Source organism: Kibdelosporangium aridum, from assembly GCF_900176515.1.
GTDB classification, from domain to species: Bacteria; Actinomycetota; Actinomycetes; order Mycobacteriales; family Pseudonocardiaceae; genus Kibdelosporangium; species Kibdelosporangium aridum.
On sequence record NZ_FWXV01000003.1, the window covers coordinates 803,720 to 827,694 of the forward strand.

A 23,975-nucleotide genomic window follows, 5' to 3' on the forward strand; every position below is an offset into this window, starting at 1 on the left:
CCGCGGACGGCTGCTGGGCAGGGCAGCGGCAGGTCGCAGCCGGGCCCGGTTTCCATGAGCTCGCACAGGGGATCGGGTGGAAGGGGAGACGATGGCGGATCGTAGGCCGGTCGGTATCGCGATGAACGGCATCACCGGGCGGATGGGCCTGCGGCAGCACCTGCTGCGGTCGATTCTGGCCATCAGGGAGCAAGGCGGCATCCCCGTCGGCGACGGCAGCGTGATCTGGCCGGAGCCGGTGCTGATCGGCCGCAGCGAGCACAAGGTCAAGGCGATCGCCGACGAGCACGACCTGCCCTGGACCACGAACCTGACCGAGGCGCTCGCCGATCCGGGCGTGCAGGTGTACTTCGACTCGCTGGTCACCGGTGAGCGGCAGAAGACCCTGCGCCAGGCGATCTCCGCGGGCAAGCACATCTACTGCGAGAAACCGACCGCGTCGGATCTGTCGACGGCCTTGGAGCTCGCGCGGCTGGCGCGGTCCGCGGGCGTGAAGAACGGCGTGGTGCAGGACAAGATCTTCCTGCCGGGCCTGCTGAAGCTCAAGCGCCTGGTGGACGGCGGGTTCTTCGGCCGGATCCTGTCGGTGCGCGGCGAATTCGGCTACTGGGTCTTCGAAGGCGACTGGCAGCCGATCAACCGGCCCTCGTGGAACTACCGCGCGGAAGACGACGGCGGGATCATCCTGGACATGTTCTGCCACTGGCAGTACGTGCTCAACCACATCTTCGGCAAACCCCTTTCGGTCCAAGCCCTTGCCGCGACACACATCCCGACCCGCTGGGACGAGCAGGGCAACGCCTACGAGGCGACAGCCGACGACGCGGCGTACGGGATCTTCGAACTCGAAGGCGGCATCGTCGCGCAGATCAACTCCTCCTGGACCACCCGCGTGTTCCGCGACGAGCTCGTCGAGTTCCAAGTGGACGGTACGGAAGGCAGTGCGGTAGCGGGTTTGCGGCGCTGCCGCGTGCAGCACCGGTCCGCGACGCCGATGCCCGTGTGGAACCCGGACCTGCCACCGACCGAGGACTTCCGCTCGCAGTGGCAGGAAGTGCCGGACAACGCGGTGTTCGACAACGGGTTCAAGACCCAGTGGGAGCTGTTCCTCAAGCACATCGTGCTGGACACGCCGTGGCACTGGGACCTGCTGGCGGGCGCTCGTGGCGTGCAACTGGCCGAGCTCGGCCTGCAGTCCGCACGCGAAGGCCGGCGCATGTCGATCCCGGAGCTGGCGCTGTGATCATCGATCTGCCGACCGGGCCGTACGAGGTTGTTTCGTCTGGCGGATACTCCCCCGGCCCCGCACCTGTCAGCCGCCGCCTGTTCGCGGCGGCGCATGTGGTCGCGGATCCGTTGGGCGACAATTCGCCTGGCAGTCCCGCGGTTGTCGACTGGGACGCGACCCTGGCCTACCGCAACCACCTGTGGTCACACGGCTTCGGCGTCGCTGAAGCGATGGACACCGCGCAGCGCGGAATGGGCCTAGACTGGGCGGCGACCCAGGAGTTGATCCGCCGCACCGGCGCGAACGCCGCCGGGCCGTTCGCTTGTGGTGCCGGAACTGATCAGCTGGCGCCCGGCACGCATTCAGTGGACGCGGTGATTCAGGCGTACCTCGAGCAGATCGCCGTGATCGAGGAGACCGGTGGCCAGGTGATCCTGATGGCCAGCCGGGCTTTGGTGGCAGCGGCATCCGGTCCGGACGACTACCACCGGGTTTACGGGCATCTGCTGTCGCAGACATCCAAGCCGGTGATCCTGCACTGGCTCGGGCCGATGTTCGATCCGCTGCTGGCAGGCTATTGGGGCTCCCCGGATCTGGACGTGGCAACGGACGTGTTCCTGGAGATCATCAAGTCCCATGCGTCCGCTGTGGACGGTGTGAAGATCTCCTTGCTCGATGCCTCACGGGAAGTGGCGATGCGTCGCCGTTTGCCCGCCGGTGTCCGGTGCTACACAGGCGACGACTTCCATTACCCAGAGCTGATCCTCGGCGATTCCCACGGGCACAGCGATGCGCTGCTCGGCATTTTCGACGCGATCGCTCCAGCGGCCGCGGCCGCTGTCCGGGCCTTGGACGCCTCGGATATCGCTTCCTACAACTCGATTTTCGCGCCAACCGTACCGCTGTCGCGGCATATCTTCGGCCCGCCGACGTACTACTACAAGACCGGGATCGTGTTCCTGGCCTGGCTGGCGGGGCACCAGTCCCACTTCAAGATGGTCGGCGGACTGGAGAGCGCGCGCTCGGTGCCGCATCTGATCATGTTGTTCAAGCTGGCGGACGCGGCCGGGTTGTTGCCCGACCCGGAACTGGCCGTGCACCGGATGCGGGCGTTCTTGGAGGTTTCCACGTGAGCTCGCGGTTGAGCCTCAACCAGGCCACCACAACGCAATGGGACATGCCTACGTTCGTCGACGGTTGTGTGCGCGCGGGCATCACCCAGGTTGGCCTGTGGCGCGGTCCCGTGGCGGACTATGGCCTCGAACGGTCGGCAAAGCTGGTCCGTGACGCCGGGCTGACCGTGACTTCGTTGTGCCGTGGCGGATTCTTCGCTTCCCCCGACGCCATCGCCGACAACCGGCGCGCCATCGACGAGGCTGCGGCGTTGGGAACTTCGATCCTCATCCTGGTCTCCGGCGGTCTTCCCGAAGGGAGTTCGGACATCGACGGGGCCAGGCAGAACGTGATCGACTCGATCGCAGAGCTTGCGCCTTACGCGGCTGCGCAAGGAGTTCAGCTTTCGATCGAACCCTTGCACCCGATGTTCGCCTCCGACCGCTGCGTCGTGTCCACTTTGGATCAGGCGCTGGACATGGCCTTTCTATTTCCGGCCAACCAGGTTGGCGTGTGCGTGGACACCTACCACATCTGGTGGGATCCGGGCGTGTACCAGGCGATCACCCGGGCCGCAGACCGGATTTCGATCTTCCAGGTGTGCGACTGGATCACGCCGCTGCCCGAAGGCGTTCTGCTGGGTCGCGGCATGATGGGCGACGGGTGCATCGAGCTGCGGCGGCTCCGGGAAGCCGTGGACGCCACCGGGTACACGGGCCCGATCGAAGTGGAGATCTTCAACCAGTCGATCTGGGACTCACCGGGCGACGAGGTCGTGAACCGCGTGATCAGGACGTTCGAAGACCACGTCAGCTAACCCCTGCCCCCATCCTGCAAAGAGAAATCCCCCACCCGTCCCGGGGGGGGCGGCCCTGCTCCAGCCTATCGGTGCTGCATGATCAACTGGAGTTAGGTCGTGCACGCTGTGGACAACTCAGCGCCTGTGGACAGGTGTGCGCAGTGGATCTTCGCGCACCCGGAAACGTCGATGATCACCGGTAGGCTGGATTTCGGGGCCGGAGGCCGGAATTCAGCCCGCCGCCACCGCAGCGCAGAGGCCCTTGGTGATCAGCGCGAGGTCCTCGTCCGACGTGATGTACGGCGGCATCGTGTAGATCAAGTCCCGGAACGGCCGGAGCCACACACCTGCGTCCACCGAGGCCTTCGTCGCCTCCGCCACGTCGACCTGGTGGTCGAGTTGCACCACGCCGATCGCGCCGAGCACCCGGACATCGAGCACGCCGGGCAAGTCGATCGCGGGTTCCAGGCCGGTGATCAGCCCGTGCTCGATCCGCCGCACCTCAGCGGCCCAATCTCCCTCGAGCAGAAGGTCGATCGAAGCGTTCGCCACCGCCGACGACAACGGATTGCCCATGAAGGTCGGCCCGTGCGCCAGCACAGGCAACTCCCCCTGCGATATCCCGTCAGCCACCTCGGCCGTGCACAAAGCCGCGGCCATTGACACGTAGCCGCCGGTCAGCGCCTTGCCCAGGCACATGACGTCCGGGCTGACGGCGGCGTGGTCGGCGGCGAACAACGTTCCGGTGCGGCCGAAGCCCGTGGCGATCTCGTCGAAGATCAGCAGCACGTCATTGGCCAGCGTCAGCTCGCGCAGTACGTGCAAGTAGCGCGGGTCGTGGAAACGCATGCCGCCCGCGCCCTGCACCAGCGGTTCGATGATCACGGCGGCCAGCTCGTCGGCGTGCTGCTCGATCATGTCGGCGAGGGTCGCGACGTACTCGTGGTCGACACCCGCGTCGAACCCCGCCGGGGGCGTGGGCGCGAAGATCTGCTCCGGCAGGACACCACGCCAGAGCGAATGCATTCCGCCGTCCGGGTCGCAGACGCTCATCGGGTGGAACGTGTCGCCGTGGTAGCCGCCGCGCCACGTCATCATGCGGTGTTTCTCGGGGCGCCCGGTCGAGCGCCAGTACTGCAGGCACATCTTCACGGCGACTTCGACCGAGACCGAACCTGAGTCACAGAGGAACACATGCCGCAGCGGCGTCGGCGTTATCTGGACCAGACGCGACGCGAGCCGCACGGCGGGCTCGTGCGTCAGTCCGCCGAACATGACGTGGCTCATGCGGCCCGCCTGGTCGGCCATGGCTTGGTCAAGCCGCGGGTTCCGGTAGCCGTGGATGGCCGCCCACCATGACGACATGCCGTCCACCAGGTCACGCCCGTCGGCCAGGTGCAGTCGTACGCCCGACGCGGATTCCACGACGTACGGGTCCCTTGTGCCCGGCATCGGCCCATACGGATGCCAGACGTGCGCGCGGTCCAACGCGATCAACTCGGCGACGTCCACGGATCGACCGTAGTGCCAATTGGTCGCATTCAGGGCCCGATTTCGACACTTCGGTGGCATCCGACCGGGCCGTCAGCCGGTTGGGCGGCAGACTAACGTCGTATTCATGACCGAGTGGACCGTTCTGCACCCGTTCATCGACGGCGGCGATCCGGACAACGTCGCACGTCAGGTCCGGTATCTGGACGCAGCGGCCCGTAAGAAATTGACGGAATCTCTGCGAGTTTACGAAAAGGAACAACGCACCGGCGCATTCGTGAGTAAGCGGTTCTGGACGCCCAGAATGTGCGCGATGACCGTCGCAGGCGCGGCATTGTTGCCCTCCGCGTCCAGCGTCGCGGCCTGGATCGCCCGCAACGGCCTCCGCGAGGACGAAACGGGCACAGACGTGATCGACCTGGTCATCGAGGTGCTCCGGGACCGGCAAGTGACGTGGCTACCGGACTTGGTCGACCGCCTCGCACTGCGCCTGCCATCGGACCGCCTCGATGCGGACATGCAGCAACTAGTGCGTGGCCTGGCAGCCCACACCGGCATCCAACCCCTGGCCACCGACGGCCTCGTATACGCCTGGATCGCCACCGGCCACGCCGACACCAGCCGCGCATCGCTGGCCCGCCGACTGTTCGAAGTAGACGGCCTAGGCCCCCTGCTCGAAGCGGGCGACTGGCCCCGCAAACTCGCCGAAGACCACACGCTCGACCGCAGCATGCTGCTCGAAGGCTGCCTCTACCGCCTGCGCCGAGGCGGCAAAGCCGCCGACCTCAACGGCTTCCTCATGCTGCACAAGGCACTCGCCCCCACCCGCGAAGAAGTCGCCACGCTCACCGGGGACTACGAGGCACTGCTGTCGAACTCGCACGCCCCGATCGCCGCCATGGCCCGCCACGAGCTACTGCTCGCCTCGCAAGCCAGCCGCTGACTGCTCAGGCCAGGCAGCCGGGGCCGAGCAGTGCTTTCAAGTCGCCCATCAGTGCCGGGTTCGGGGTGACGCGCAAAGTGTCGTCGAGCCGCAGCAGCGTCTTGCGCTGGCCGTTGACCAGGCGCAGATGCACCTCGGTTGTGCCGGGGTGCGTCGACAACGCGTCCTTCAGTTGAGCGACCACCGTTGGTGTGCACTTGGACGCGGGCATGCTGACGCGGAACGGCTGGCTGCCTGCCAGCGACTCGAGGTCAGGCACCACGAGGTCGTTGGCGATCAGCGAGATCCGGTCGTCTCGTTTCGCCACCCTCGCCTTGACCAGGACGATCGCGTCCTCGACGACGCTCATCCCGACGACCGAGTACGTCTTCGGGAAGAACAGCGCCTCGATGCCACCGGCGAGGTCTTCCAGCTGCGCGGAAGCCCACGGCTCACCGTTCTTGTTCACCCGTCGCGTCACTGACGCGAGGATGCCGCCGATCGTCACCTGCGTGCCGTCGGCGATGCCGCCTTCGAGAATCGCCGCGATCGGGGTGTCGGACTGCGCGGACAGGATGTGCTCGACGCCGTCCAGCGGGTGCCCGGAGACGTACAGGCCCAGCATTTCCCGCTCCAGCGCGAGCTGGTGCTTGGTCTCCCACGCATCCTCGGGGACCTTCACGTCGAACACGCTGCCGGCGTCGTCACCTTCGGCATCGCCGCCGCCGAACAAGTCGAACTGGCCGACGGCCTCGGCGCGCTTGGTATCCATGACCGCGTCGATCGCGTCGGTGTGCACCAGGAACAGGCCCTTGCGCGGGTGCTTGAGCGAGTCGAAGGCACCGGCTTTGATCAGCGATTCGACGACCTTCTTGTTGCACGCTTGGGCGTCGACCTTGCGCAGGAAGTCGGAGAAGTCGACGAACGCGCCCTTCTCGTTCCGTGCCTTGATGATCGAGTCGACCACGTTGGCGCCGACGTTGCGGATCGCGCCGAGGCCGAACCGGATGTCGTGGCCGACCGGCGCGAAGTCACGCTCGGACTCGTTGACGTCCGGCGGCAGCACCGTGATGCCCATCTTGCGGCACTCGGCGAGGTAGACGGCCGCCTTGTCCTTGTCGTCACGCACGGACGTCAACAGCGCCGCCATGTACTCGGCGGGGTAGTTCGCCTTGAGGTACGCCGTCCAGTACGACACCAGGCCGTACGCGGCGGAGTGCGCTTTGTTGAACGCGTAGTCGGCGAACGGGACCAGGATTTCCCAGAGGGTCTTGACGGCGTCCTTGGGGTAGCCGTTCTTCAGCATGCCCGCCTCGAAGCCGGCGAACTCCTTGTCCAGGATCTCCTTCTTCTTCTTACCCATCGCCCGGCGCAGCAGGTCTGCTTGTCCGAGCGTGTACCCGGCGAGTTTCTGGGCGATCGCCATGACCTGCTCCTGGTACACGATCAGACCGTAGGTCGTGCCCAGGATGTCCTTGAGCGGCTCTTCCAGCGCCGGGTGGATCGGCGTGATCTCCTGCTGGCCGTTCTTGCGCAGCGCGTAGTTCGTGTGCGACTTCGCACCCATCGGACCCGGCCGATACAGCGCGCCGACCGCGGAGATGTCTTCGAAGTTGTCCGGGCGCATCAGGCGCAGCAGGTCACGCATGGGCCCACCATCGAGCTGGAACACGCCGAGCGTGTCGCCCCGGGAGAGCAGCTCGTACGTGGCTTTGTCGTCCAGTGCCACGGTCTGCAGGTCGACCGGCGGTTTGCCGTTGCGCTCCATGTTGCGCAGGCAGTCGTCGATCACCGTGAGGTTGCGCAGGCCCAGGAAGTCCATCTTCAGCAGGCCCAGCGATTCACACGTGGGGTAGTCGAACTGGGTGATGATGGAGCCGTCCTGCGGGCGCTTCCACAGCGGGATCACGTCCAGCAGCGGCTCGGCCGACAGGATGACCGCACAGGCGTGCACACCGGCGTTGCGGATCAGGCCCTCCAGGCCACGCCCGGTGTCGATGATCTGCTTGACCTGCGGGTCCTGCTCGTACAGCGCCCGGATCTCGGTGGCCTCGTTGTACCGCTTGTGCTGCGGGTCGTGGATGCCCGACAACGGGATGTCCTTGGCCATCACGGCGGGCGGGTAGGCCTTGGAGATCCGGTCGGCGATCGCGTAGCCGGGCTGGCCGAACAGCACGCGGGCGGCGTCCTTGATCGCGGCCTTCGCCTTGATCGTGCCGAACGTGATCACCTGGGCGACCTTGTCCTCGCCCCACTTCTCGGTCACGTACCGGATGACGTCACCACGACGGCGCTCGTCGAAGTCGATGTCGATATCGGGCGGGGAGACACGGTCCGGGTTGAGGAACCGCTCGAAGATCAGCCCGTGCGCCAGCGGGTCGAGGTCCGTGATGCCCATGGCGTACGCGATCAGCGCGCCTGCGGCCGAACCACGGCCAGGGCCGACGCGGATGCCGTTGGACTTCGCCCAGTTGATCAGGTCGGCGACCACGAGGAAGTACGCCGGGAAGCCCATCTGCAGGATGACGCCGATCTCGAACTCCACCTGCTGGCGGTGGATCTCGTCGACGCCGTCCGGGAAGCGGCGCTTCATGCCCTCCCAGACCTGCTGCTTGAAGTAGTCGCCCTCGGTCATCCCCTCGGGGATGGGGAAGTTCGGCATCAGGTTGCGGAAGGTGAACATGCCTTCCGTGTCGACCTTCTCGGCGATCAGCAGGGTGTTGCGGCAGCCCTCCTGCCACTCCTCGCTGGAGTCGATCGCGCGCATCTCGTCCGGCGACTTCAGGTAATAGCCCTCGCCGTCGAACTTGAAGCGGGTCGGGTCCTGCAGCGTCTTGCCGGTCTGCACGCACAGCAGCGCGTCGTGGGCCTCGCGCTCGTGGGCGTACGTGTAGTGCGAGTCGTTGGTGACGACGAACGGGATGCCGACCTTCTTGGCGACGTCGATCAGCTCTTTGCGGACCTTCAACTCGATGTCGATGCCGTGGTTCATCAGCTCGACGTAGAAGTTGTCCTTGCCGTAGATGTCCTGCCACTCGCCTGCGGCCTTCACGGCCTCGTCGAACTGGCCGAGGCGCAGCCGGGTCTGCACGTCGCCGGACGGGCAGCCGGTCGTGGCCATCAGGCCCTCGGAGTGCTGGGCGATGAGCTCCTTGTCCATCCGCGGCCACTTGCCCAGCTGGCCCTCGAACGACGCGAGGCTGGCGGCGCGCATGAGGTTGCGCAGGCCGGTCGCGTTGCGTGCCCAGATCGTCTGGTGGGTGTACGCACCGCTACCGGACACGTCGTCGCTCTTCTGCGACGGGTCGCCCCAGCGGACCCGGTCCTTCACGTGCCGCGAGCCGGGCGCCAGGTACGCCTCGATGCCGAGGATCGGCTTGATGCCCGCGGAGGTCGCCTGCTTGAAGAAGTCGTAGACCCCGTTCATGTGACCGTGGTCGGTGATCGCGACGGAGGTCATGCCGAGCTGCTCGCACTGGGCGAACATGTCTTTCAGCTTCGCCGCTCCGTCGAGCATCGAGTACTCGGTGTGCACATGCAGGTGAGTGAAGGAGTCAGCGGCCACGATCCACCACCCTAAACGTCTCCTGCTCGGACTCGTCGGCGACATCCCGGTTGTACACCCAAGGTCTGACAATCTTGTGGGGTGCGCTTCCAACCTGTGTCCTTCGTCGCACTGACCGATCATGTCGTCTCATGCATAACCGCTGTCTCCGGCCAGATGCGGGTCGTTGTGGACGGCGCGCCCGCGGCCAGGCCAGGTGACCTGGCGGACGCGCTGATCGACCCGCTGCGGGTGCTGGGCAGGCAGGTGATCAGGGTGCGCGCCGACGACTTCCTGCGGCCCGCGTCGCTGCGCTTCGAGCACGGCAAGACCGACGAGGAATCGCGGTATTCGTCGTGGCTGGACGAAGGCGCGCTGCGGCGGGAGGTGCTGACGGGTGACAAGGTTCTGCCATCGCTGTGGAACGCGGCGACCGACCGGGCCACCCGGGCCGATTACGTCCCGTTGCCGCCGGGCGGCGTGGTCGTCGTGGACGGGGAATTGTTGCTGGGCCGGGGAATGCCGTTCGATCTGGCCGTGCACCTCTGGCTCTCCCCGGCCGCGCTCGCCCGCCGGACACCGGCGGACGACGCGTGGAGCCTGCCCGTTTTCGCCCGTTACGACGCCGAGGTGGATCCGTTGACGACCGCGGACGTGGCCGTCCGCTTCGACGATCCGCAGCACCCGGCCATGCGGGTCGGCTAGCCGAGGATGGTGCCGTCCTCCTTGCTGTACAGCAGAAGGCGGCCCTGCTCGGGCACGGCCGTGACCTTCGAGCCGATCGCCGGTTCGTGCTGCTCGCGGACCGTCACGCCGACCAGGCTGCCGTCCGGGCACTCCAGGGTCACCAGCGAACTCACGCCGAGGTTCTCGATCGTCGACACGGTGCCGGTGATCCCCTGGCCATCGGCTTCCAGCGTGAGGTACTCCGGGCGGACACCGACCGTCACCTTGGTCTCGTCCGGCAGGTCCACAGGCGCGGGGAGTTTCGCTCCAGCGACGGCCAATTGGCCGTTGTCGATGGTGCCGTCCAGCAGGTTCATCGGGGTCGAGCCGATGAAGTTGGCGACGAACGTGTCCGCCGGCCGGCCGAACACCTCGCGTGGGCTGCCCAGCTGACGGATCCGGCCGGACTCCATCACCGCGATCCGGTCGGCGAGAGCCAGTGCTTCGGCTTGGTCGTGCGTGACAAAAACCGTCGTGACGCCGATTTCCTTCTGCAGGCGCTTGAGGAATGTCCTTGCCTCGAGGCGCAGCCGTGCGTCCAGATTGGACAGTGGTTCGTCCAGCAGCAGGACATCCGCGTCGATCGCGACCGCACGGGCCAGCGCCACTCGCTGTTGCTGCCCACCCGAGAGCTGACCTGGCCTGCGCTCCAACAGTCCGCCGAGGCTCAGGCTGTTGGCGGTCCGCTCGGCGACTTCCCGTTGCTGGGCCTTGGGGTGCCGCCGGACCTTCAGCGGGTACGAGATGTTCTCCGACACGGTCATGTGCGGGAACAACGCGTAGTCCTGGAAGACCATCGCGACTTTGCGCTTGCCTGGTTCCGTCGAGGTGACGTCCTGTTCGCCGATGGACACCGTGCCTTCGGTGGCGTCTTCCAGGCCTGCGATCGTGCGCAGCAGCGTGGTCTTCCCGCAGCCGGACGGCCCGAGCAAGGCGAAGAACTCGCCGTCGGCGATCTCCAGGTCGAGCGAGTCCACCGCGCGCACCCCGTTGGGGTACACAGTGGACAGCTGGTCGATCTTGATCCTGGCCATCAGCTCTTGATCCCTCCGTGGAAACGGAAGCCGTAACGCTTGCTCACGAACAGGTACAGCACGACCACCGGGATCGAGTACAGCAGCGAGAACACCGGGATCACAGTCAGGTTGGCACTGCCGCCCTCGTCGTACAGCGTGCGCATCAGCACGGCGGCAGGCTGGCTGCCGATGTCACGCAACAACAGGAACGGCAACAGGAAGTTGCCCCACGCCTGCACGAACGACCAGACCACGATGGTCGCGATGCCCGGGCGCGCGATCGGCAGCACGACGTGCATCAGGATCTGGCGGGGTGAGGCGCCGAAGACCCGCGCCGACTCCTCGTAGGACCGCGGAACGGCGTCCACGAAGTCCTTCAGGATGAAGATCGCGGCGGGCAGCATCCCGCCCGCGATCACCAGCGCGGTGCCGTACTGCGAATTGATCAGGCCGAGCTGGAACATCATCACGAAGATCGGCACCATCGCCGCGGTCCCGGTGACCACGCTGGACAGCAGCAACAGCATGTACAGCAACACATCGCGGCCAGGAATCCGGACTCGCGAAAGGGCGTAGGCGGCACAGGCCGCGAGCGCCGTCGTGACGACCATGGCCAATCCGCACAGCACCAACGAATTCACCAGTGAGGTCAGTGCGTACGGATGGTCGAACGTGGCCGACACGTTGCCGAAAGTCCAGTCCGGCCACCGCAAGCCGAGGCCCGGCCTGCTGTCGAAGGGCGCGCTCGCCAGCCACAGCATCGGGATCGCGAAGAACGCCAGCACCACCGCGAAGAACACAGTATAAGCGATCCGGCGCAGTACCAAGGATGTCATCCGCGCCTCCGCAGCAACCTGAGGTACACCAAGGCGATCACCAAGTTGACCAGCAACAGTAGCAACGAGATCGCCGAGGCGTACCCGAGCACTCCCGAACCGAGGGCCTGCTGGTAGATGAACACCGGCAGCGTCTCAGACTGGTGGTTCGGCCCGCCCGCGGTCAGCAGGAACGGGGTGAAGTCGTTGGCAGTCCACAACGTGATCAGCAGTGTGTTGGTCAGCACGTGCCCGCGGATGTGCGGGAAGACGACATCCTTGAGGGTGCTGAGCTTGCCCGCGCCGACCATCCGCGCCGTCTCCAGCTGGGACGGCGGCACCACGTCCAGCGCGGAACTGTACAGCAGCATCGAGAAAGCGGTGCCACGCCACACGTTGAACACGATCAGGCTGAGCATCGGGTACTCGATCAGCCAAGCCGTGCCCGGCGTGCTCACCAACGCGTTGAGCGTGCCGCCATCGCGATCCAGCACCGCGACCCACAGGTACGCGACAACTGTGCTCGGCAGGATCCACGCCAGCAGCACCAGCGCTTCGACCAGGCGACGCAGCCAGCGCCGCGCACTGCGCAGCATCCACGCCAGGGTGAACCCGAGGATGTTCTGGCCGATCAACGCCGAGCCGAACACAAAAACCAACGTCAGCCACAGGGAATTACCGAACAGCGGGTCGCCCAGCGCGTCGGTGATGTTGTCGACGCCGACGATCTCCGGACTCACCGACGTCGGACCGGTCAACGTGTAGTTGGTCAGTCCGATGTAGATGCTCCACAGCGCGGGGAAGACCAGGAACACCCCGATCAGCACCAGCGCGGGCGTCACGAACAGCAGCGCCCGGCCCCGGCCAAGGCCGGCCGAGTCGGTCGCCAGCGCGGAGTTCTTGGTCTTCTTCGCGGTGACCGGTGGTGGAGCGGTCGCGATGTCAGCCGGTGGCAACGTTGCCCTCGCCGACCGCCTTGACCACAGCCTGCTGGTACGCCGCCGCGGCCTCGTCGGGGGTCTTGCCCGCGACGACGTCCGCCGTCGCCTGCTGCAGGGCGGCGGAGACCTGCGTGTACTGCGCCAGGCCGGGGCGGTAGCGGGTGATCGGCAGGACCTCCTTGGACACGAACGACAGCATCGGGTCGCCCTTGAGGACCTCGTCGTTCACGTCAGTGCGCACGGTGATCTGAGGCGTGCTGGACACGCGGGCCTTGGTGGCGTCGAACGAGTTCATGAACTGCAGGAGTTCCCAGGCCTGCTGCGGGTACTTGGAGTTCGGGTTGACCATCCGGATCGTCCCGCCGGACATGCTCACGAAGTCCTGGCCGCCGACACCCGAACCGGCCCGCTCGGCCGGAATCCTGGCCCAGCCGACCGCGGTGTCCCGGTCGGCCATCTTGGCGACACCGTTGGTGGGGTTGACCACCGCGCGCCAGAAGTAGTCGCTCTCCAGCAAGATGCCGATCTTGTTGTCGGCGAACTGGGCGAAGGACTTGTCGCGCCCCTTGGCCTCCTGCTGCAGCAGCGGGTCACCGAGGCCGCCGGAGTAGACCTTCTGGTACAGCCCGAGAACGTCCTTGACGTTCTGCGTGCCGCCCTGCCACTTCCCGTTGTCGTAAATGGGTTTGCCGGTGCCGACGAGCAACGGCAGTACGCCCTGCATCGTCGTGGCCTCGGTCATCGCGGTACCCGCGTTCAACTGGATCGGCACCACATCCGGGATGCTCTTGAGCTTCTGCCCGGCCTGCAGGACTTCGTCCCAGCTGCGCGGCTGCCAGTCCGCGGGCAGCCCGGCCTGTGCGAAGAGCTTCTTGTTGAAGTACAGGACACGGCCGTCGGTGCCGACCGGGACGCCGTACCGCTTTCCTTCGAAGTCACCGAGCGCGGCGACGGCAGGCGGGATCTTCGACCAGCCCTCCCACGCGTCCATTTTGTCCTTGCCGACCAGATCGGCCAGCGGCTTGGCCTGCCCGGCCTGCGCGAACTCACCGAGCCAGATCCCGTCGATCTCCTGGACGTCGGCGCCGCCGCCGGTCTTCAGGTCGAGCGCGACCTTGGTCTTGAAGTCCTTGTCGTCCGCGCCGTTGCCCTCGAACCGGACCGTGGCGTTGACGCCCTTGGCCTTCTGCGCCTCGACGAACTTGGGGATCACGTACTCGACGGTCCACTTGGCTATGTTGGCGTTCTTGCCGCCTTCGAGCGCGTTCGCGGAGATCGTCAGGGTGAACTCCTTGGCGTCGGCGTTCTGCCCGGTGTTCGTGTCAGCGGACTTGCCGACGCACCCGGCGGCCAGCAACGGCACGGCCACCAGCAGGGACATCAAGGGCCATCGTCGCATCGTCGCGCCTCCCAAGTGAAACCTTCACCAAAACCCACTGGCGGTTGGGTGGCCGTATCTTCTGCCAGAAGGTGATCAATGACAAGAGAGGGACGTGCCCGTTCGGGCGAGAGGGATACGGCGGTGCACGCGCTGGTCACTGCGACGGGGTAGCGTTTCCAGCCGTGGTGACCCCCGATCCCGTGGACATGCGCCTGCTCAGCCTGATCGCCGAGATGGGCAGGGCGGCCGTGCACGAGGTGGCCGCCCGGATGGGGATGGACCCTCGGGAAGTGGCGTCCCGGCTTGTCGCACTGTCCGCCAACGGATTGCCGCTGGTCGTAGGTGTGGAATGTGATCCGAACGGGATACGGGCCGCGCTCGCGGCCGTCACGCCGCCGAGCTACCCGGTCCAAGGAACACCATCGGGCGTGTACCCGGCCAGTGCCTACCCGCCGAACGTCGCCCCCGCTGGCGCATATCCGCCACCGTCGGGTTATCCCGTCGGCCCGCCATCAGGCGCGAACGCGTATCCCCCGGCGTTTCCGCAGGGCACGCCGTCGGGTCCGTATTCGCATCCAGCGGGCACGCCCTCAGGGGCGTATCCGCCTCCAGCCCCGGCCACGCCGTCCGGGCCCTATCCGGTCCACGGCACGCCGTCAGGGCGCTACGCGGGGCCTGCTCAGCCACCCAGCCAGCCGATCCCGGTCCAGCCAGCGTCCCCGCCGGATCCCGTGATGAGCACATGGGGGCCGCCGCAGACGGCCTCGTGGGCCCGCGGTGACCAGCCCGCCCCCGTCCAGATGCACGCTCCCGTCCAGGTTCAGCAGGCTCGCCCGGCCTCCGCGCGCACCGGCAAGGTCGGCGGCACGCTCGAAACCGAGGGCCTCGAGGGCGAGTACCTGGCGATCCAGCTCGTCGAGGTGGTCGACCCCGCCGACTTCCTGTTCACCGCAGCGGGATACCGGTTGCAGGAAGGTGAACGCTCGGTCGTCGTGCACACCGAGATGGTCAACCGGGGCGCGCAAGCGTTCAACTCCCTGCCCGACCTGTACCTCGTCCTGGTCACCAAGGACGGCCAGACCGTGCCGAAAGCCCCGGTGTCGCTGTCGTCTCGCCCGCCGCACCGCATCGGCGTGGCGCCAGGCGAGACCGCAGGAGGGCACGCGGTGTACGTCCTGCCCGAGAACGTCGAGGTCACAGCCGTCCGCTGGACAGCACGGCCCGACGACACGTCCAAGGCGCTCATCTGGACTGTGGAGCCGTAGCCCGGGTCAGGACTCGGCGCGCAGCCCTTCAAGGGCAACAGCGAGGTCCTCGGGGTACTCGCTGGTGAACTCCACCCACCGGCCGTCCGCAGGATGCTCGAACCCGAGCGTCCTCGCGTGCAGCCACTGCCGGGTCACGCCCAAGCGCTTCGCCAGGACAGGATCCGCACCGTAGGTCAGGTCGCCGACGCACGGATGCCGCAGAGCCGAGAAATGCACCCGGATCTGATGCGTCCGACCGGTCTCCAGCTTGACCTCGACCAGCGAGGCCGCCCGGAACGCTTCCAGCACCGTGTAATGCGTGACGCTCGGCTTCCCCGACGCGACGACAGCGAACTTGTAGTCGTGCTTGGGATGCCGGTCGATGGGCGCGTCGATAGTGCCCGTGCTCGGGTCCGGCAGGCCTTGGACGACAGCGTGGTAGATCTTGTCGACCGTACGTTCCTTGAACGCCCGCTTCAGCACCGTGTACGCGTATTCACTTTTGGCGACGACCATGACACCGGTGGTGCCGACGTCCAGCCGGTGCACCACGCCCTGCCGCTCGGCCGCACCCGACGTGGACACCCGCACACCCGCCGCAGCAAGCCCGCCGATCACGGTCGGCCCGGTCCAGCCAGGGCTGGGGTGCGCCGCGACCCCGACCGGCTTGTCGACCACGACGATGTCGTCGTCCTCGAAGACGATCCGAAGCCCCTCGACGGGCACCGGGATCATCTCGACCGGACGCTCCGGCGCGGGCAACGTCACCTCCAGCAGCGTGCCCGCGACCAACCGGTCGGACTTGCCCGCAGGCCGCCCGTCGATGAAGACGTCACCAGCCTCCGCGATCGCCGCCACAGCGGTCCGGGACAGCCCAAGCAGCTTGGACAGCCCGGCGTCTACCCGCATGCCGTCAAGGCCATCGGGAACCGGAAGGGTTCGCAGGTCACTCACTGGGCGCGGCCTCCGTCTTCTTCTTGTCGCGCGAACGGCGGCCGTCGTACTCGTAGCCGAGCAACGACAGCACCACGATCAGGATGCCGCCCACCACGATGCTGGAGTCCGCGACGTTGAACACCGGCCAGTACTCCCCGTCCGGGCCGAACAGGGACACGAAGTCCACGACGTGGCCATGAAGCGGTCCAGGCGCCCGGAAGAACCGGTCGACCAGGTTGCCCACCGCACCGGCGAGAACCAACCCGAGCCCGATGGCCCACCCGACGGACCGCAGCCGGGGCAGCAGCCAGATGATCGCGACAACCACTCCGATGGCAACAAGCGCAAGCACCCAGGTCATCCCGGTGGCGATGGAGAACGCGGCACCCGGATTGCGAACAATCTGCAGGTAGACCAGGCCGCCAAGGGCCCGGACCGGTTCCCTGCCCTCCAGCTGGGCCAACGCCACGACCTTGGTCACCAGGTCGAAGGCGAAGAACACGACGGCCGTGCCCAGCAGGATCGCCGCCTTGCGTGGCGGCCTGGATTGCTCGGGATTGCTCTCGGTACTCACTAGGTCATTGTCCACGCATCACCCGGCCGCGCCCGCCAGCACCCGCTCACCCCCAGTCAGAGCGGGTCCAAGCCCGTGTCGAGGGGCCCACCGTCAAGCTGCCCAAGACACCGCATCCGGTTCTGGGAGCGGCAAACCCCTCGAAGCAGTTCACGCTCCTGGGTAGGTGCCGAACGTCCAGATGTTGCCTTCGGGATCGGCCACGATCACGTTGTGCGAGCCGTACTCGGTGTCATGGGGCTCCGCGACCACCTTGCCCCCGGCCTCGACGACGCGCTTATGAACGCCGCCGACGTCCTGGGTGACCACGTAGATCCACTGAGTGCCGGGAACGGGCTGCGGGTAGTCCTCGTGCGTACCGCCGGACCCGTACATGATTCCGCCGCCTTCAGGCCATTTCACCTCCGCATGCACAAATCGAGTGTTGTCGTTGTCGTCGCGAATGGTCAGCGTCTCGGTGAACCCGAGCACCTCGGTCATGAAGACCCGAGCAGCGTCCGCGTCGTTGTACCTGAGACAGGCCCACACGCCTGGGTTGTTGTCGGTCATGCGAGCGACTGTGCCTACTCCTCGTCGCTCAGGTCTTGGAGAAACGGGAGCTCCTCACGAGCCCACGTCGCCGGGGTGCACCCAGCGAACACCCGCCACTCGTTGGTCATGTGCGCCTGGTCGTAGTAGCCCGCCGCGATGGCCGCATCGGCCAGCGGCTGACCTGCCCGGATGAGCGCCGCGCTGTGCTCGAACCGGATCAGCCGGGACACCTGTTTGGGGCCGAGTCCCACCTCCCGCGCGAATCGTGCCGTGAAATGCCGTCTGCTCCACCCGACCTCATCGGCCAGGTCGTTGACCGGCTGCGCCCCACGCCCGGTCAGCATCTGCCGCCACGCCCACTGCACCTCGGCCACCAGGTTGACCGGACGCAGCGCACCGGACAGTTCGGCATCGAGAAGCGCGAACCGCGCCTCCCACGTCGGCTGAGCCACCAGTCGATCCGGCAAAGACGTCGCCCACTTCACCGGCAAATCGGCAAGGTCGATGACATCCGACGTCAGCTCGGTCGCCGGCACCCCCAGCAGCGCCCGCAGACCGACCGGGTTGAGCTCGAGGTGCAGTCCCTGCTGGAACCGGTCCTGCCGGATCAACGTGGGTTCCAGGTGCAGCCCACCGACCGCGGCCTGTGCCTGACTCCCACCGCCAGGCCCGCCGACCACCTTGATCGGCTCAGCCAAGCTGATGATCAGTGTGACCGTGCCCGACGGCAGCCCACGATGCACCGCCAAACCGACGTCGTGCTGCGTGTACCCGATATAGCGCCGGACAAGGTGGCGCAGCGCGGGGTGCGGTGCCCGCGTCGCGAAGTCCACATCCGACTCAGCCATCGGGTTCAGCGTAAGCCAGTCGAGTCCCCTGGTGAGTCCATCGCGACGGAAACCAGGCCGGTCTCGTACGCGACGATCACCAACTGGGCCCGGTCACGAGCCTCGAACTTGCCGAGCAGATGACTGACGTGCGTCTTCACGGTGCCTGTACTCAGATGCAGCCGTTCAGCGATCTCAGCATTGGAGTGTCCTTTCGCGATCAGGGTCAACACATCTCGTTCGCGCTCAGTGATCTTGGTGAGTTCGTCGGCGACCCGCCGCGGCTCGGTACGCCGGGTGAACTCATTGATCAGCCGCCTCGTCACCTTGGGAGCGAGCAAGGCGTCCCCTGCGGCGACGGTCCGGACCGCCGCCAACAAGTCGGTGGGCCGTGCGTCCTTGAGCAGGAAGCCACTGGCCCCAGCCCGAAGCGCGGAGAACACGTACGCGTCGAGATCGAACATGGTCAGGATCAAGACCCGGGTCTCCGGTCGCTCGGCACAGATCAACCGGGTCGCCTCAATCCCGTCCATCTCCGGCATCCGGACATCCATCAGGACGAGGTCCGGCTCCTCCCGCATTGCCACATCGACCGCCTCACGCCCCGTCCCGGCCTCACCCACGACGGCGAACTCGGGGTCGGAATCGATCAGTGCCCGGAAGCTCCCCCGCAGCAACGCCTGGTCATCGGCGACGACAACCCGAACCATGTCTGCCTTCACGCACCAACCTCATGACAGCTGCAGCCATCCTTCTCCCAATCCATTCTCCCCAGCCAAGCAGCGCCAGTACGCAGTTCTCAGAAACGTCTCACGGCTCAGGCTTCCCCTATCTCGCAAGGTGTTCACGATCGCCACGCAGCCTGACCCAGAAAGCCTTGAAGCAACTCAGCCCGTAACACCGACGGCCGTTGTCCGCCAGACCAGCGTGGCAACGGGTTCCGATCCGTCATCCGAGCGCTGCACCGCACTGTCGTACTCGCGAACCGGCACACCCGGAAGTCTCCCGAAGCTTCCCGTCGAGCCACCAGACCAGCCACTTGCTTATCGCCCCTGAGCCAACCTTCAGCCGGACGTCATGAAAACCTTGAGACACAATAGTTTCCACATAACTTCACAGTGACATCACTGCTCAAAACACCTTCAGCAACCGACTAGGAGTCTGCTCCCAGCTAGGCAACCTGCCCTTGAACCGCAACACCAGCCGCAGACAACCCGCGTGGGCGCCGGTGGTCAGCAACCTCGTGGTGATGGTGACCATCGGGATCTACGCGATCGTGCCTGGCGAGATCTCGCTCGACCCGGTCCGGATGGGCGACGTGAAACTGCTGGTCCTGGGGATCGGCGTGACGCTGGGCATCGTGGTCCAGTCGTTCATGTTGGTGCCGGCGCTTCGCCGGGTCGGCCGCAAGTTCCGGCGGAACTGGGGCTTCGAAGCCGACATCGGTGACGGACTCCGCCCGGCCATCAAGGACTACGCCGCGCGAGGCCGCTGTCAGGCAAGGGATGCACCCACACCAGCCGTGCATAAGGATGGTCGCTCCCGGTCACGTCTGACTGCCCGTCGGACCACAGGCCCTACGATCGGCCGCCATCCCGATGGCTGCTCACCTCTGCGGTATAGCGGCTCAAGCGAAGCACTCATGAGGTCTCTCCATAGGGAAGTGTTACGTACACACGGAACCCACCTCCAGGTCGTGGTCCCGCTTCGCACGTGCCGTGGTACATCGTCACACGCTCTCTGATTCCAATCAGGCCGTGACCAGCCTGCCTGGGCAGAACACTGCCGCCAGGACCATCGTCTGTCACTTCGATCCTCACCTCTTTTCCGTCGTCATCAACCACAACATGGCACGTCGCCGGTGCGGCGTGTTTGACCACATTGGTCAGTGCTTCCTGCACGATCCGGTAGACCGAAAGCCCGACACCTTCAGGTAATCGGTCCAGGCCACGGGTTTCCAAGCTCACCTGGACGCCCGCCATCGCCGCTCGATCGGCGAGCTCCGACAAGGTGTCCGGTTGCGGCGCCGGAGCAAGCTCGATCGGCGAACCACCTGTTCTCAGCACCCCCAGCATGTGCCGCATCTCAGTGAGCGCGTCGCGGCCCGTGTTTTCGATGACCTGCAAAGCATCCCGCGCTTGCGCCGGCCGTACGTCCACTAAATGGTTAGTCACCCCCGCTTTCACGACGATCAAACCCATGCTGTGTGCGACAACGTCATGCAGCTCGCGCGCGATACGCAGCCGTTCTTCAGTTACTGCGCGATCTGTTGAGCGTGCTAGATACGCACGCCGATCACGGATCGCGCGCCCCACTGTCCATGTCACACCCATCACCGCAATGGTCAGCAGGAGTTGACCAGTCGCCGACGATTGCGCCTGGACCGGGCTGACCGTCAGGACGGCGAGAAGCCCGAGACTGCTCAGCAAACCGACCACCAGCGTCGGTTCCCATCTGGGTCTGCGCTCAGTCAAAGCCACCATGTACACGGCCATGGCCGGAGCGATGAATGGCGTGTCCAGCAAGCCCAACAGAATAGACAGTGTCGACAGGACGAGCACGACACCAAACACCAGCCGCGGCCACCGGCGACGCGCCGCGACCGGCAGGATGCCACCGAGCACGATGACGAACGCGAGCCAGTCCGGTACGGCCGCCTGAAAGCCGCGCACCAGCCCGGGCAGCACAGCGAGCACGGCATACGCAGATGTCGCAGCGCTGTCGCACACGTAGTGTTGCGCTTTGGTCAGGCCACCGATCAGGAAGGGGCGGGGTGCGGTTTCGTCCACGCCTTCGACGCTAGCGCGGGGGTCCGACAGTTCGCCTCTGTCTGGAGATAGAGATCGCGGTTCTATCTCCAGACAGATGTGCCGACCGGCCCGGATGCGGCAGCGTGGACGCGTGATCGAAACGACGCGACTCACCAAGCGCTACGGCTCCACCTCGGCGGTGGAAAGCCTTTCCATACAAGTCAATCCCGGTTGTGTGACCGGCTTCCTCGGCCCGAACGGAGCCGGAAAGTCGACCACTATGAGAATGGTGCTGTGCCTTGCCGCGCCGACGTCGGGCGAGGCGCTGGTACAGGGCCGTCGATACGATCAGTTGCGCTTTCCCATGCACGAGGTCGGCGCGCTGCTCGATGCGAACGCTGTCCATGGTGGACGAACAGCCTTCGACCACCTTCGTTGTCTCGCACGGACGAACGGCATCGGCGACAGCCGCGTGGTATCCGTAATGGAGCAGGTCGGCCTCGCAGGTGTGGCCAAGCGCCGCATCGGCGGCTTCTCGCTGGGAATGAGACAGCGGCTTGGCATCGCCGCGGCTCTGCTGGGTGATCCCGGCGTGCTGATGTTCGACGAACCGGTCAATGGACTGGATCCGGACGGAGTCCGGTGGATACGAGGTCTGGCCAGGTCATTGGCTGCCGAGGGCCGCACTGTGCTCATCTCGAGTCACTTGATGAGTGAGATGGAACAGACGGCCGACCGCTTGCTGATCATTGGCCGCGGCCGGTTGATCAGCGACACCACGGTCCGCGACCTGCTCAGACAGTTCGACCGAGGAGTGCTGGTGCGATCCCCGCGGCCCGCAGAGCTCGCGGTCGCACTCACGGCGGCAGGCGCCACTGTGGACAGAGATCCAAGTGGCGGCCTGTCGGTGAAAGCGCTGACCGTGGCCGAAATCGGCGATACGGCCGCGACGCATGGAATCGCCGTGCATGAGGTGACTCCACGCACTGCATCTCTTGAGGACGCCTATATGGCGCTGACCGCGGACAGTGTGGATTACCGGGCGAGTGATCAGTGATGAGAGACGTGCTGTCGGCCGAGTGGCTGAAGATCCGCACCACTCGATCGACTCGGTTCGTACTGCTCGCAGTGATGGCGATCGCGGTATTGGGGATGCTGTTGGCGTACGCGTGGGGGCAGACGTGGGAGGGCATGTCACCGGAAAGCCGGACGCGCCTCTCTGATGCCTCGATCGAGGACACCACGGCACCCTTGCTGCACTTCTGTCTTGCGGTACTGGGTGTTCTGATCATCACGGGCGAGTACGCGACGGGCGCGATCCGCACCAGCCTGACGGTCGCGCCAAGGCGGCTGTCCGTGCTCGCGTCGAAGGCTTCCGTCGTCGGCGTGATCGGACTGGTGTCAGGTCTTCTCGTCACCTTCTCGACCTATCTGGTGAGCCATGAAGTGCTTGGCAGCAGAGGATTTCCTGGATACGCGGCGACCTTCGAGGAGGAATTACCCGGCCTGGTTCAGGCAAGCGTGTTGGCGATGGTGGTTGCCGTTGTCGGGTTGGGGCTAGGCACAGTCCTCCGCTCGACAGCGGGCGCGTTGTTCGCGATCGCCGCGCTGGTGTTCATCGTTCCTGTTCTCGTCGGCTTCCTGCCTGATCCGTGGGACGACCGATTGGGTTCGCTGATGCTGTTGAACATGCCCCACCCGCTGGTGGCGATCGGCTATGTCGTTGCAGCACTTGGTGCCGCCGCCGTGGCGATACTGCATAGGGATGTGTGATCGACGTGCTTCGTTCTTCGATTTCGGCCGAGTGGCTGAAGATCCGCTCAGTCCGATCGAGCTATTGGGTGATCGCCCTCGTTCTGGGCGTCGTCGCCGCGGCAGCGGTGTTCGCGTGGATCGGTGTACGAGGGTGGGACGATCTGCCACCGCAACGGCGAGCTCGCTTTCAAGCACCCGCCATGGAGCAGGTGTTCTTACCACTGGTCCAGCTGTGCCTGGCGATTCTCGGGGTACTTGCGATCACGAGCGAGTACGCGACACGGAGTATCACCGCGAGCCTGACCGTGCGACCGCAACGGACTCGATTAGCTCTGGCAAAGGCGATCGTTATCGCAGGCGTGTCGTTGACCGCTGGGTCGGTGTTCCTGGCGGGTGCCTTCAGCGCAGGGCGCGGAATCGTCGGCGATCGACGCATCCCACCTGGTTACGTCACCTCGGTCGCGGAGGAATTGCCGACGCTGTTCTGGTCAGGTCTCGGCGTCGGAGCAGCCGGTCTGCTCGGACTTGCGGCAGGCATGATTCTGCGGACAACAGCGAGTGCGGTCATGGCCATGGTCGCTCTGTTGTTGATAGCTCCGGCGATGATCCGTTTCCGGCCGGGCTCGTGGCAGGAACACGTGTCGTCGATGCTGTTGCCCACGCTGCCCGAGCGGATCGCGGACGGCTCAGTGGCCGCCGTAATCGTGCTCGTGGCTTACCTGGCGGTCGCGTTCGGTGGGGCCGTCCTTGCATTGAACAGGCGGGACGTGTCCTGACGCTTACCTGTAACCGCGCATTGCCTGACCAACAGCAGGAAGGAGGACGACGATCTCCGCGATCAACCAGAGAACCAACGACAAGGCCAACGCCGCGATGAATTCGCCGCCACCGTCCACGAGGACCTTGATGACCGCATAGACGTAGTACAGGACCACCACTGCACCCAGGACCACGGTGATCCACCGGGCGAACGCGAGCCTGGCCGCGAGCAGGATCGCGAACAGGGCGAAGGTGCAGGCGACCGAGATTCCGGTGGAGATGCCGAAATCGACGTTGCCGGTGATGTCCTCGGAGAACGCCATGCCCGGTACGGAGATGACCGCTTCGATGCTTCTCGTTGAGCCGTCCCAGGAAATGATCGAGACCACGAGGGAGAGCACCGCACACACAGCGAACAACGCAGCCGCGATGTAGGCGGGAGCCGTACTTGGGCGTGCCGGGTACCCGCCGTAGGGCGGCTGCGGCCAACCAGGACCTGGATAGCTCATGGCAGGGAGTATTAACGATGAGACCACTCAGGACAGCGCGAACGCCAAGATCAGTCGATCTGACCGACCGACGAGGTCGTGCCCCGCCGGTGCGATCGGTCGATCCGCCGG

The 23,975-nt window shown here is 65.9% G+C and carries 23 protein-coding genes; 10 read left to right on the forward strand and 13 right to left on the reverse strand.

Going from position 1 to position 23,975, the window contains the following annotated elements; translation table 11 throughout:
- The first annotated feature begins 91 nt into the window (after positions 1-91).
- From B9C43_RS22705 to B9C43_RS22715, 3 genes are read left to right on the forward strand one after another with little or no spacing between them, the layout of a single operon-like run.
- Entirely contained in the window at positions 92-1,243 is a 1,152-nt protein-coding gene (locus tag B9C43_RS22705; RefSeq protein ID WP_084429174.1) for a Gfo/Idh/MocA family protein, read from the forward strand.
- Positions 1,243-2,361, forward strand: coding sequence for a dihydrodipicolinate synthase family protein (locus B9C43_RS22710; RefSeq protein WP_407657116.1), 1,119 nt, complete (start codon positions 1,243-1,245; stop codon positions 2,359-2,361). Before B9C43_RS22705 ends, B9C43_RS22710 begins: the two co-directional genes overlap by 1 nt.
- On the forward strand, positions 2,358-3,158 hold the full coding sequence (locus B9C43_RS22715; protein WP_235038768.1) for a sugar phosphate isomerase/epimerase family protein: 801 nt from the start codon (positions 2,358-2,360) through the stop codon (positions 3,156-3,158). Before B9C43_RS22710 ends, B9C43_RS22715 begins: the two co-directional genes overlap by 4 nt.
- 213 nt (positions 3,159-3,371) lie before the next feature.
- On the opposite strand, the gene B9C43_RS22720 is transcribed toward B9C43_RS22715, so the two are convergent.
- Positions 3,372-4,652, reverse strand: coding sequence for an adenosylmethionine--8-amino-7-oxononanoate transaminase (locus B9C43_RS22720; protein ID WP_235038769.1), 1,281 nt, complete (start codon positions 4,650-4,652; stop codon positions 3,372-3,374).
- Between the two features lie 106 nt (positions 4,653-4,758).
- Between B9C43_RS22720 and B9C43_RS22725 the strand changes: the two genes are divergently transcribed.
- Entirely contained in the window at positions 4,759-5,574 is an 816-nt protein-coding gene (locus tag B9C43_RS22725) for a hypothetical protein (protein ID WP_084428832.1), read from the forward strand.
- Between the two features lie 4 nt (positions 5,575-5,578).
- Here the strand turns inward: B9C43_RS22725 and dnaE are convergent, their stop codons facing one another.
- On the reverse strand, positions 5,579-9,163 hold the full coding sequence (gene dnaE / locus B9C43_RS22730) for a DNA polymerase III subunit alpha (protein ID WP_084428833.1): 3,585 nt from the start codon (positions 9,161-9,163) through the stop codon (positions 5,579-5,581).
- 36 nt (positions 9,164-9,199) lie between these two features.
- Between dnaE and B9C43_RS22735 the strand changes: the two genes are divergently transcribed.
- Entirely contained in the window at positions 9,200-9,802 is a 603-nt protein-coding gene (locus B9C43_RS22735) for a nucleoside/nucleotide kinase family protein (protein WP_084428834.1), read from the forward strand.
- Here the strand turns inward: B9C43_RS22735 and B9C43_RS22740 are convergent.
- From B9C43_RS22740 to B9C43_RS22755, 4 genes are read right to left on the reverse strand one after another with little or no spacing between them, the layout of a single operon-like run.
- Positions 9,799-10,857 (reverse strand): ABC transporter ATP-binding protein, encoded by a 1,059-nt coding sequence (locus B9C43_RS22740; protein WP_084428835.1) that lies wholly within the window; start codon positions 10,855-10,857, stop codon positions 9,799-9,801. The two genes, B9C43_RS22735 and B9C43_RS22740, sit on opposite strands and share 4 nt — an antisense overlap.
- On the reverse strand, positions 10,857-11,675 hold the full coding sequence (locus tag B9C43_RS22745; RefSeq protein ID WP_084428836.1) for a carbohydrate ABC transporter permease: 819 nt from the start codon (positions 11,673-11,675) through the stop codon (positions 10,857-10,859). The genes B9C43_RS22740 and B9C43_RS22745 overlap by 1 nt, the downstream gene beginning before the upstream one ends.
- The gene (locus B9C43_RS22750) at positions 11,672-12,610 is read right to left on the reverse strand and encodes a carbohydrate ABC transporter permease (RefSeq protein ID WP_200825641.1); all 939 of its coding nucleotides are present in this window, start codon (positions 12,608-12,610) and stop codon (positions 11,672-11,674) included. Before B9C43_RS22750 ends, B9C43_RS22745 begins: the two co-directional genes overlap by 4 nt.
- Positions 12,597-13,994, reverse strand: a complete 1,398-nt coding sequence (locus B9C43_RS22755; RefSeq protein WP_084428837.1) for an extracellular solute-binding protein — start codon at positions 13,992-13,994, stop codon at positions 12,597-12,599. Before B9C43_RS22755 ends, B9C43_RS22750 begins: the two co-directional genes overlap by 14 nt.
- A 164-nt stretch (positions 13,995-14,158) precedes the next feature.
- Here B9C43_RS22755 and B9C43_RS22760 point away from each other — a divergent pair, with 164 nt between their 5' ends.
- Positions 14,159-15,241, forward strand: a complete 1,083-nt coding sequence (locus B9C43_RS22760) for an AsnC family protein (protein WP_143446505.1) — start codon at positions 14,159-14,161, stop codon at positions 15,239-15,241.
- A gap of 6 nt (positions 15,242-15,247) precedes the next feature.
- Here B9C43_RS22760 and B9C43_RS22765 read toward each other — a convergent pair whose 3' ends face one another.
- The 5 genes from B9C43_RS22765 to B9C43_RS22785 all read right to left on the reverse strand — a co-directional run bounded on the left by B9C43_RS22765 (position 15,248) and on the right by B9C43_RS22785 (position 18,801).
- Positions 15,248-16,132: an RluA family pseudouridine synthase gene (locus B9C43_RS22765; RefSeq protein WP_084429180.1), complete on the reverse strand. Its 885-nt coding sequence runs from the start codon at positions 16,130-16,132 to the stop codon at positions 15,248-15,250.
- A 37-nt stretch (positions 16,133-16,169) separates the two neighbouring features.
- Positions 16,170-16,733 carry a signal peptidase II gene (gene lspA / locus B9C43_RS22770; protein ID WP_084428839.1) on the reverse strand — a complete coding sequence of 188 codons (564 nt, stop codon included), beginning with the start codon at positions 16,731-16,733 and terminating at the stop codon, positions 16,170-16,172.
- 150 nt (positions 16,734-16,883) lie between these two features.
- Positions 16,884-17,282, reverse strand: coding sequence for a VOC family protein (locus B9C43_RS22775; RefSeq protein WP_033381632.1), 399 nt, complete (start codon positions 17,280-17,282; stop codon positions 16,884-16,886).
- A gap of 14 nt (positions 17,283-17,296) precedes the next feature.
- Positions 17,297-18,112, reverse strand: coding sequence for a helix-turn-helix domain-containing protein (locus tag B9C43_RS22780; protein ID WP_033381633.1), 816 nt, complete (start codon positions 18,110-18,112; stop codon positions 17,297-17,299).
- A gap of 5 nt (positions 18,113-18,117) precedes the next feature.
- Positions 18,118-18,801, reverse strand: coding sequence for a response regulator (locus tag B9C43_RS22785; RefSeq protein WP_084429182.1), 684 nt, complete (start codon positions 18,799-18,801; stop codon positions 18,118-18,120).
- Between the two features lie 539 nt (positions 18,802-19,340).
- On the opposite strand from B9C43_RS22785, the gene B9C43_RS55720 reads away from it, so the two are divergent.
- A complete protein-coding gene (locus B9C43_RS55720; RefSeq protein WP_143446534.1) occupies positions 19,341-19,835 on the forward strand; it encodes a hypothetical protein in 495 nt (164 codons plus the stop codon).
- Here B9C43_RS55720 and B9C43_RS22790 read toward each other — a convergent pair.
- Positions 19,732-21,015, reverse strand: a complete 1,284-nt coding sequence (locus tag B9C43_RS22790) for a sensor histidine kinase (RefSeq protein WP_456077597.1) — start codon at positions 21,013-21,015, stop codon at positions 19,732-19,734. The genes B9C43_RS55720 and B9C43_RS22790 overlap by 104 nt on opposite strands.
- Here B9C43_RS22790 and B9C43_RS22795 point away from each other — a divergent pair.
- From B9C43_RS22795 to B9C43_RS22805, 3 genes are read left to right on the forward strand one after another with little or no spacing between them, the layout of a single operon-like run.
- On the forward strand, positions 20,993-21,898 hold the full coding sequence (locus B9C43_RS22795) for an ABC transporter ATP-binding protein (RefSeq protein ID WP_200825643.1): 906 nt from the start codon (positions 20,993-20,995) through the stop codon (positions 21,896-21,898). The two genes, B9C43_RS22790 and B9C43_RS22795, sit on opposite strands and share 23 nt — an antisense overlap.
- A complete protein-coding gene (locus B9C43_RS22800) occupies positions 21,898-22,614 on the forward strand; it encodes an ABC transporter permease (RefSeq protein ID WP_084428841.1) in 717 nt (238 codons plus the stop codon). Before B9C43_RS22795 ends, B9C43_RS22800 begins: the two co-directional genes overlap by 1 nt.
- The gene (locus B9C43_RS22805) at positions 22,611-23,372 is read left to right on the forward strand and encodes an ABC transporter permease (protein ID WP_143446506.1); all 762 of its coding nucleotides are present in this window, start codon (positions 22,611-22,613) and stop codon (positions 23,370-23,372) included. The genes B9C43_RS22800 and B9C43_RS22805 overlap by 4 nt, the downstream gene beginning before the upstream one ends.
- 3 nt (positions 23,373-23,375) lie before the next feature.
- Here the strand turns inward: B9C43_RS22805 and B9C43_RS55725 are convergent, their stop codons facing one another.
- On the reverse strand, positions 23,376-23,864 hold the full coding sequence (locus B9C43_RS55725) for a hypothetical protein (RefSeq protein ID WP_143446507.1): 489 nt from the start codon (positions 23,862-23,864) through the stop codon (positions 23,376-23,378).
- Positions 23,865-23,975: the final 111 nt, after the last annotated feature.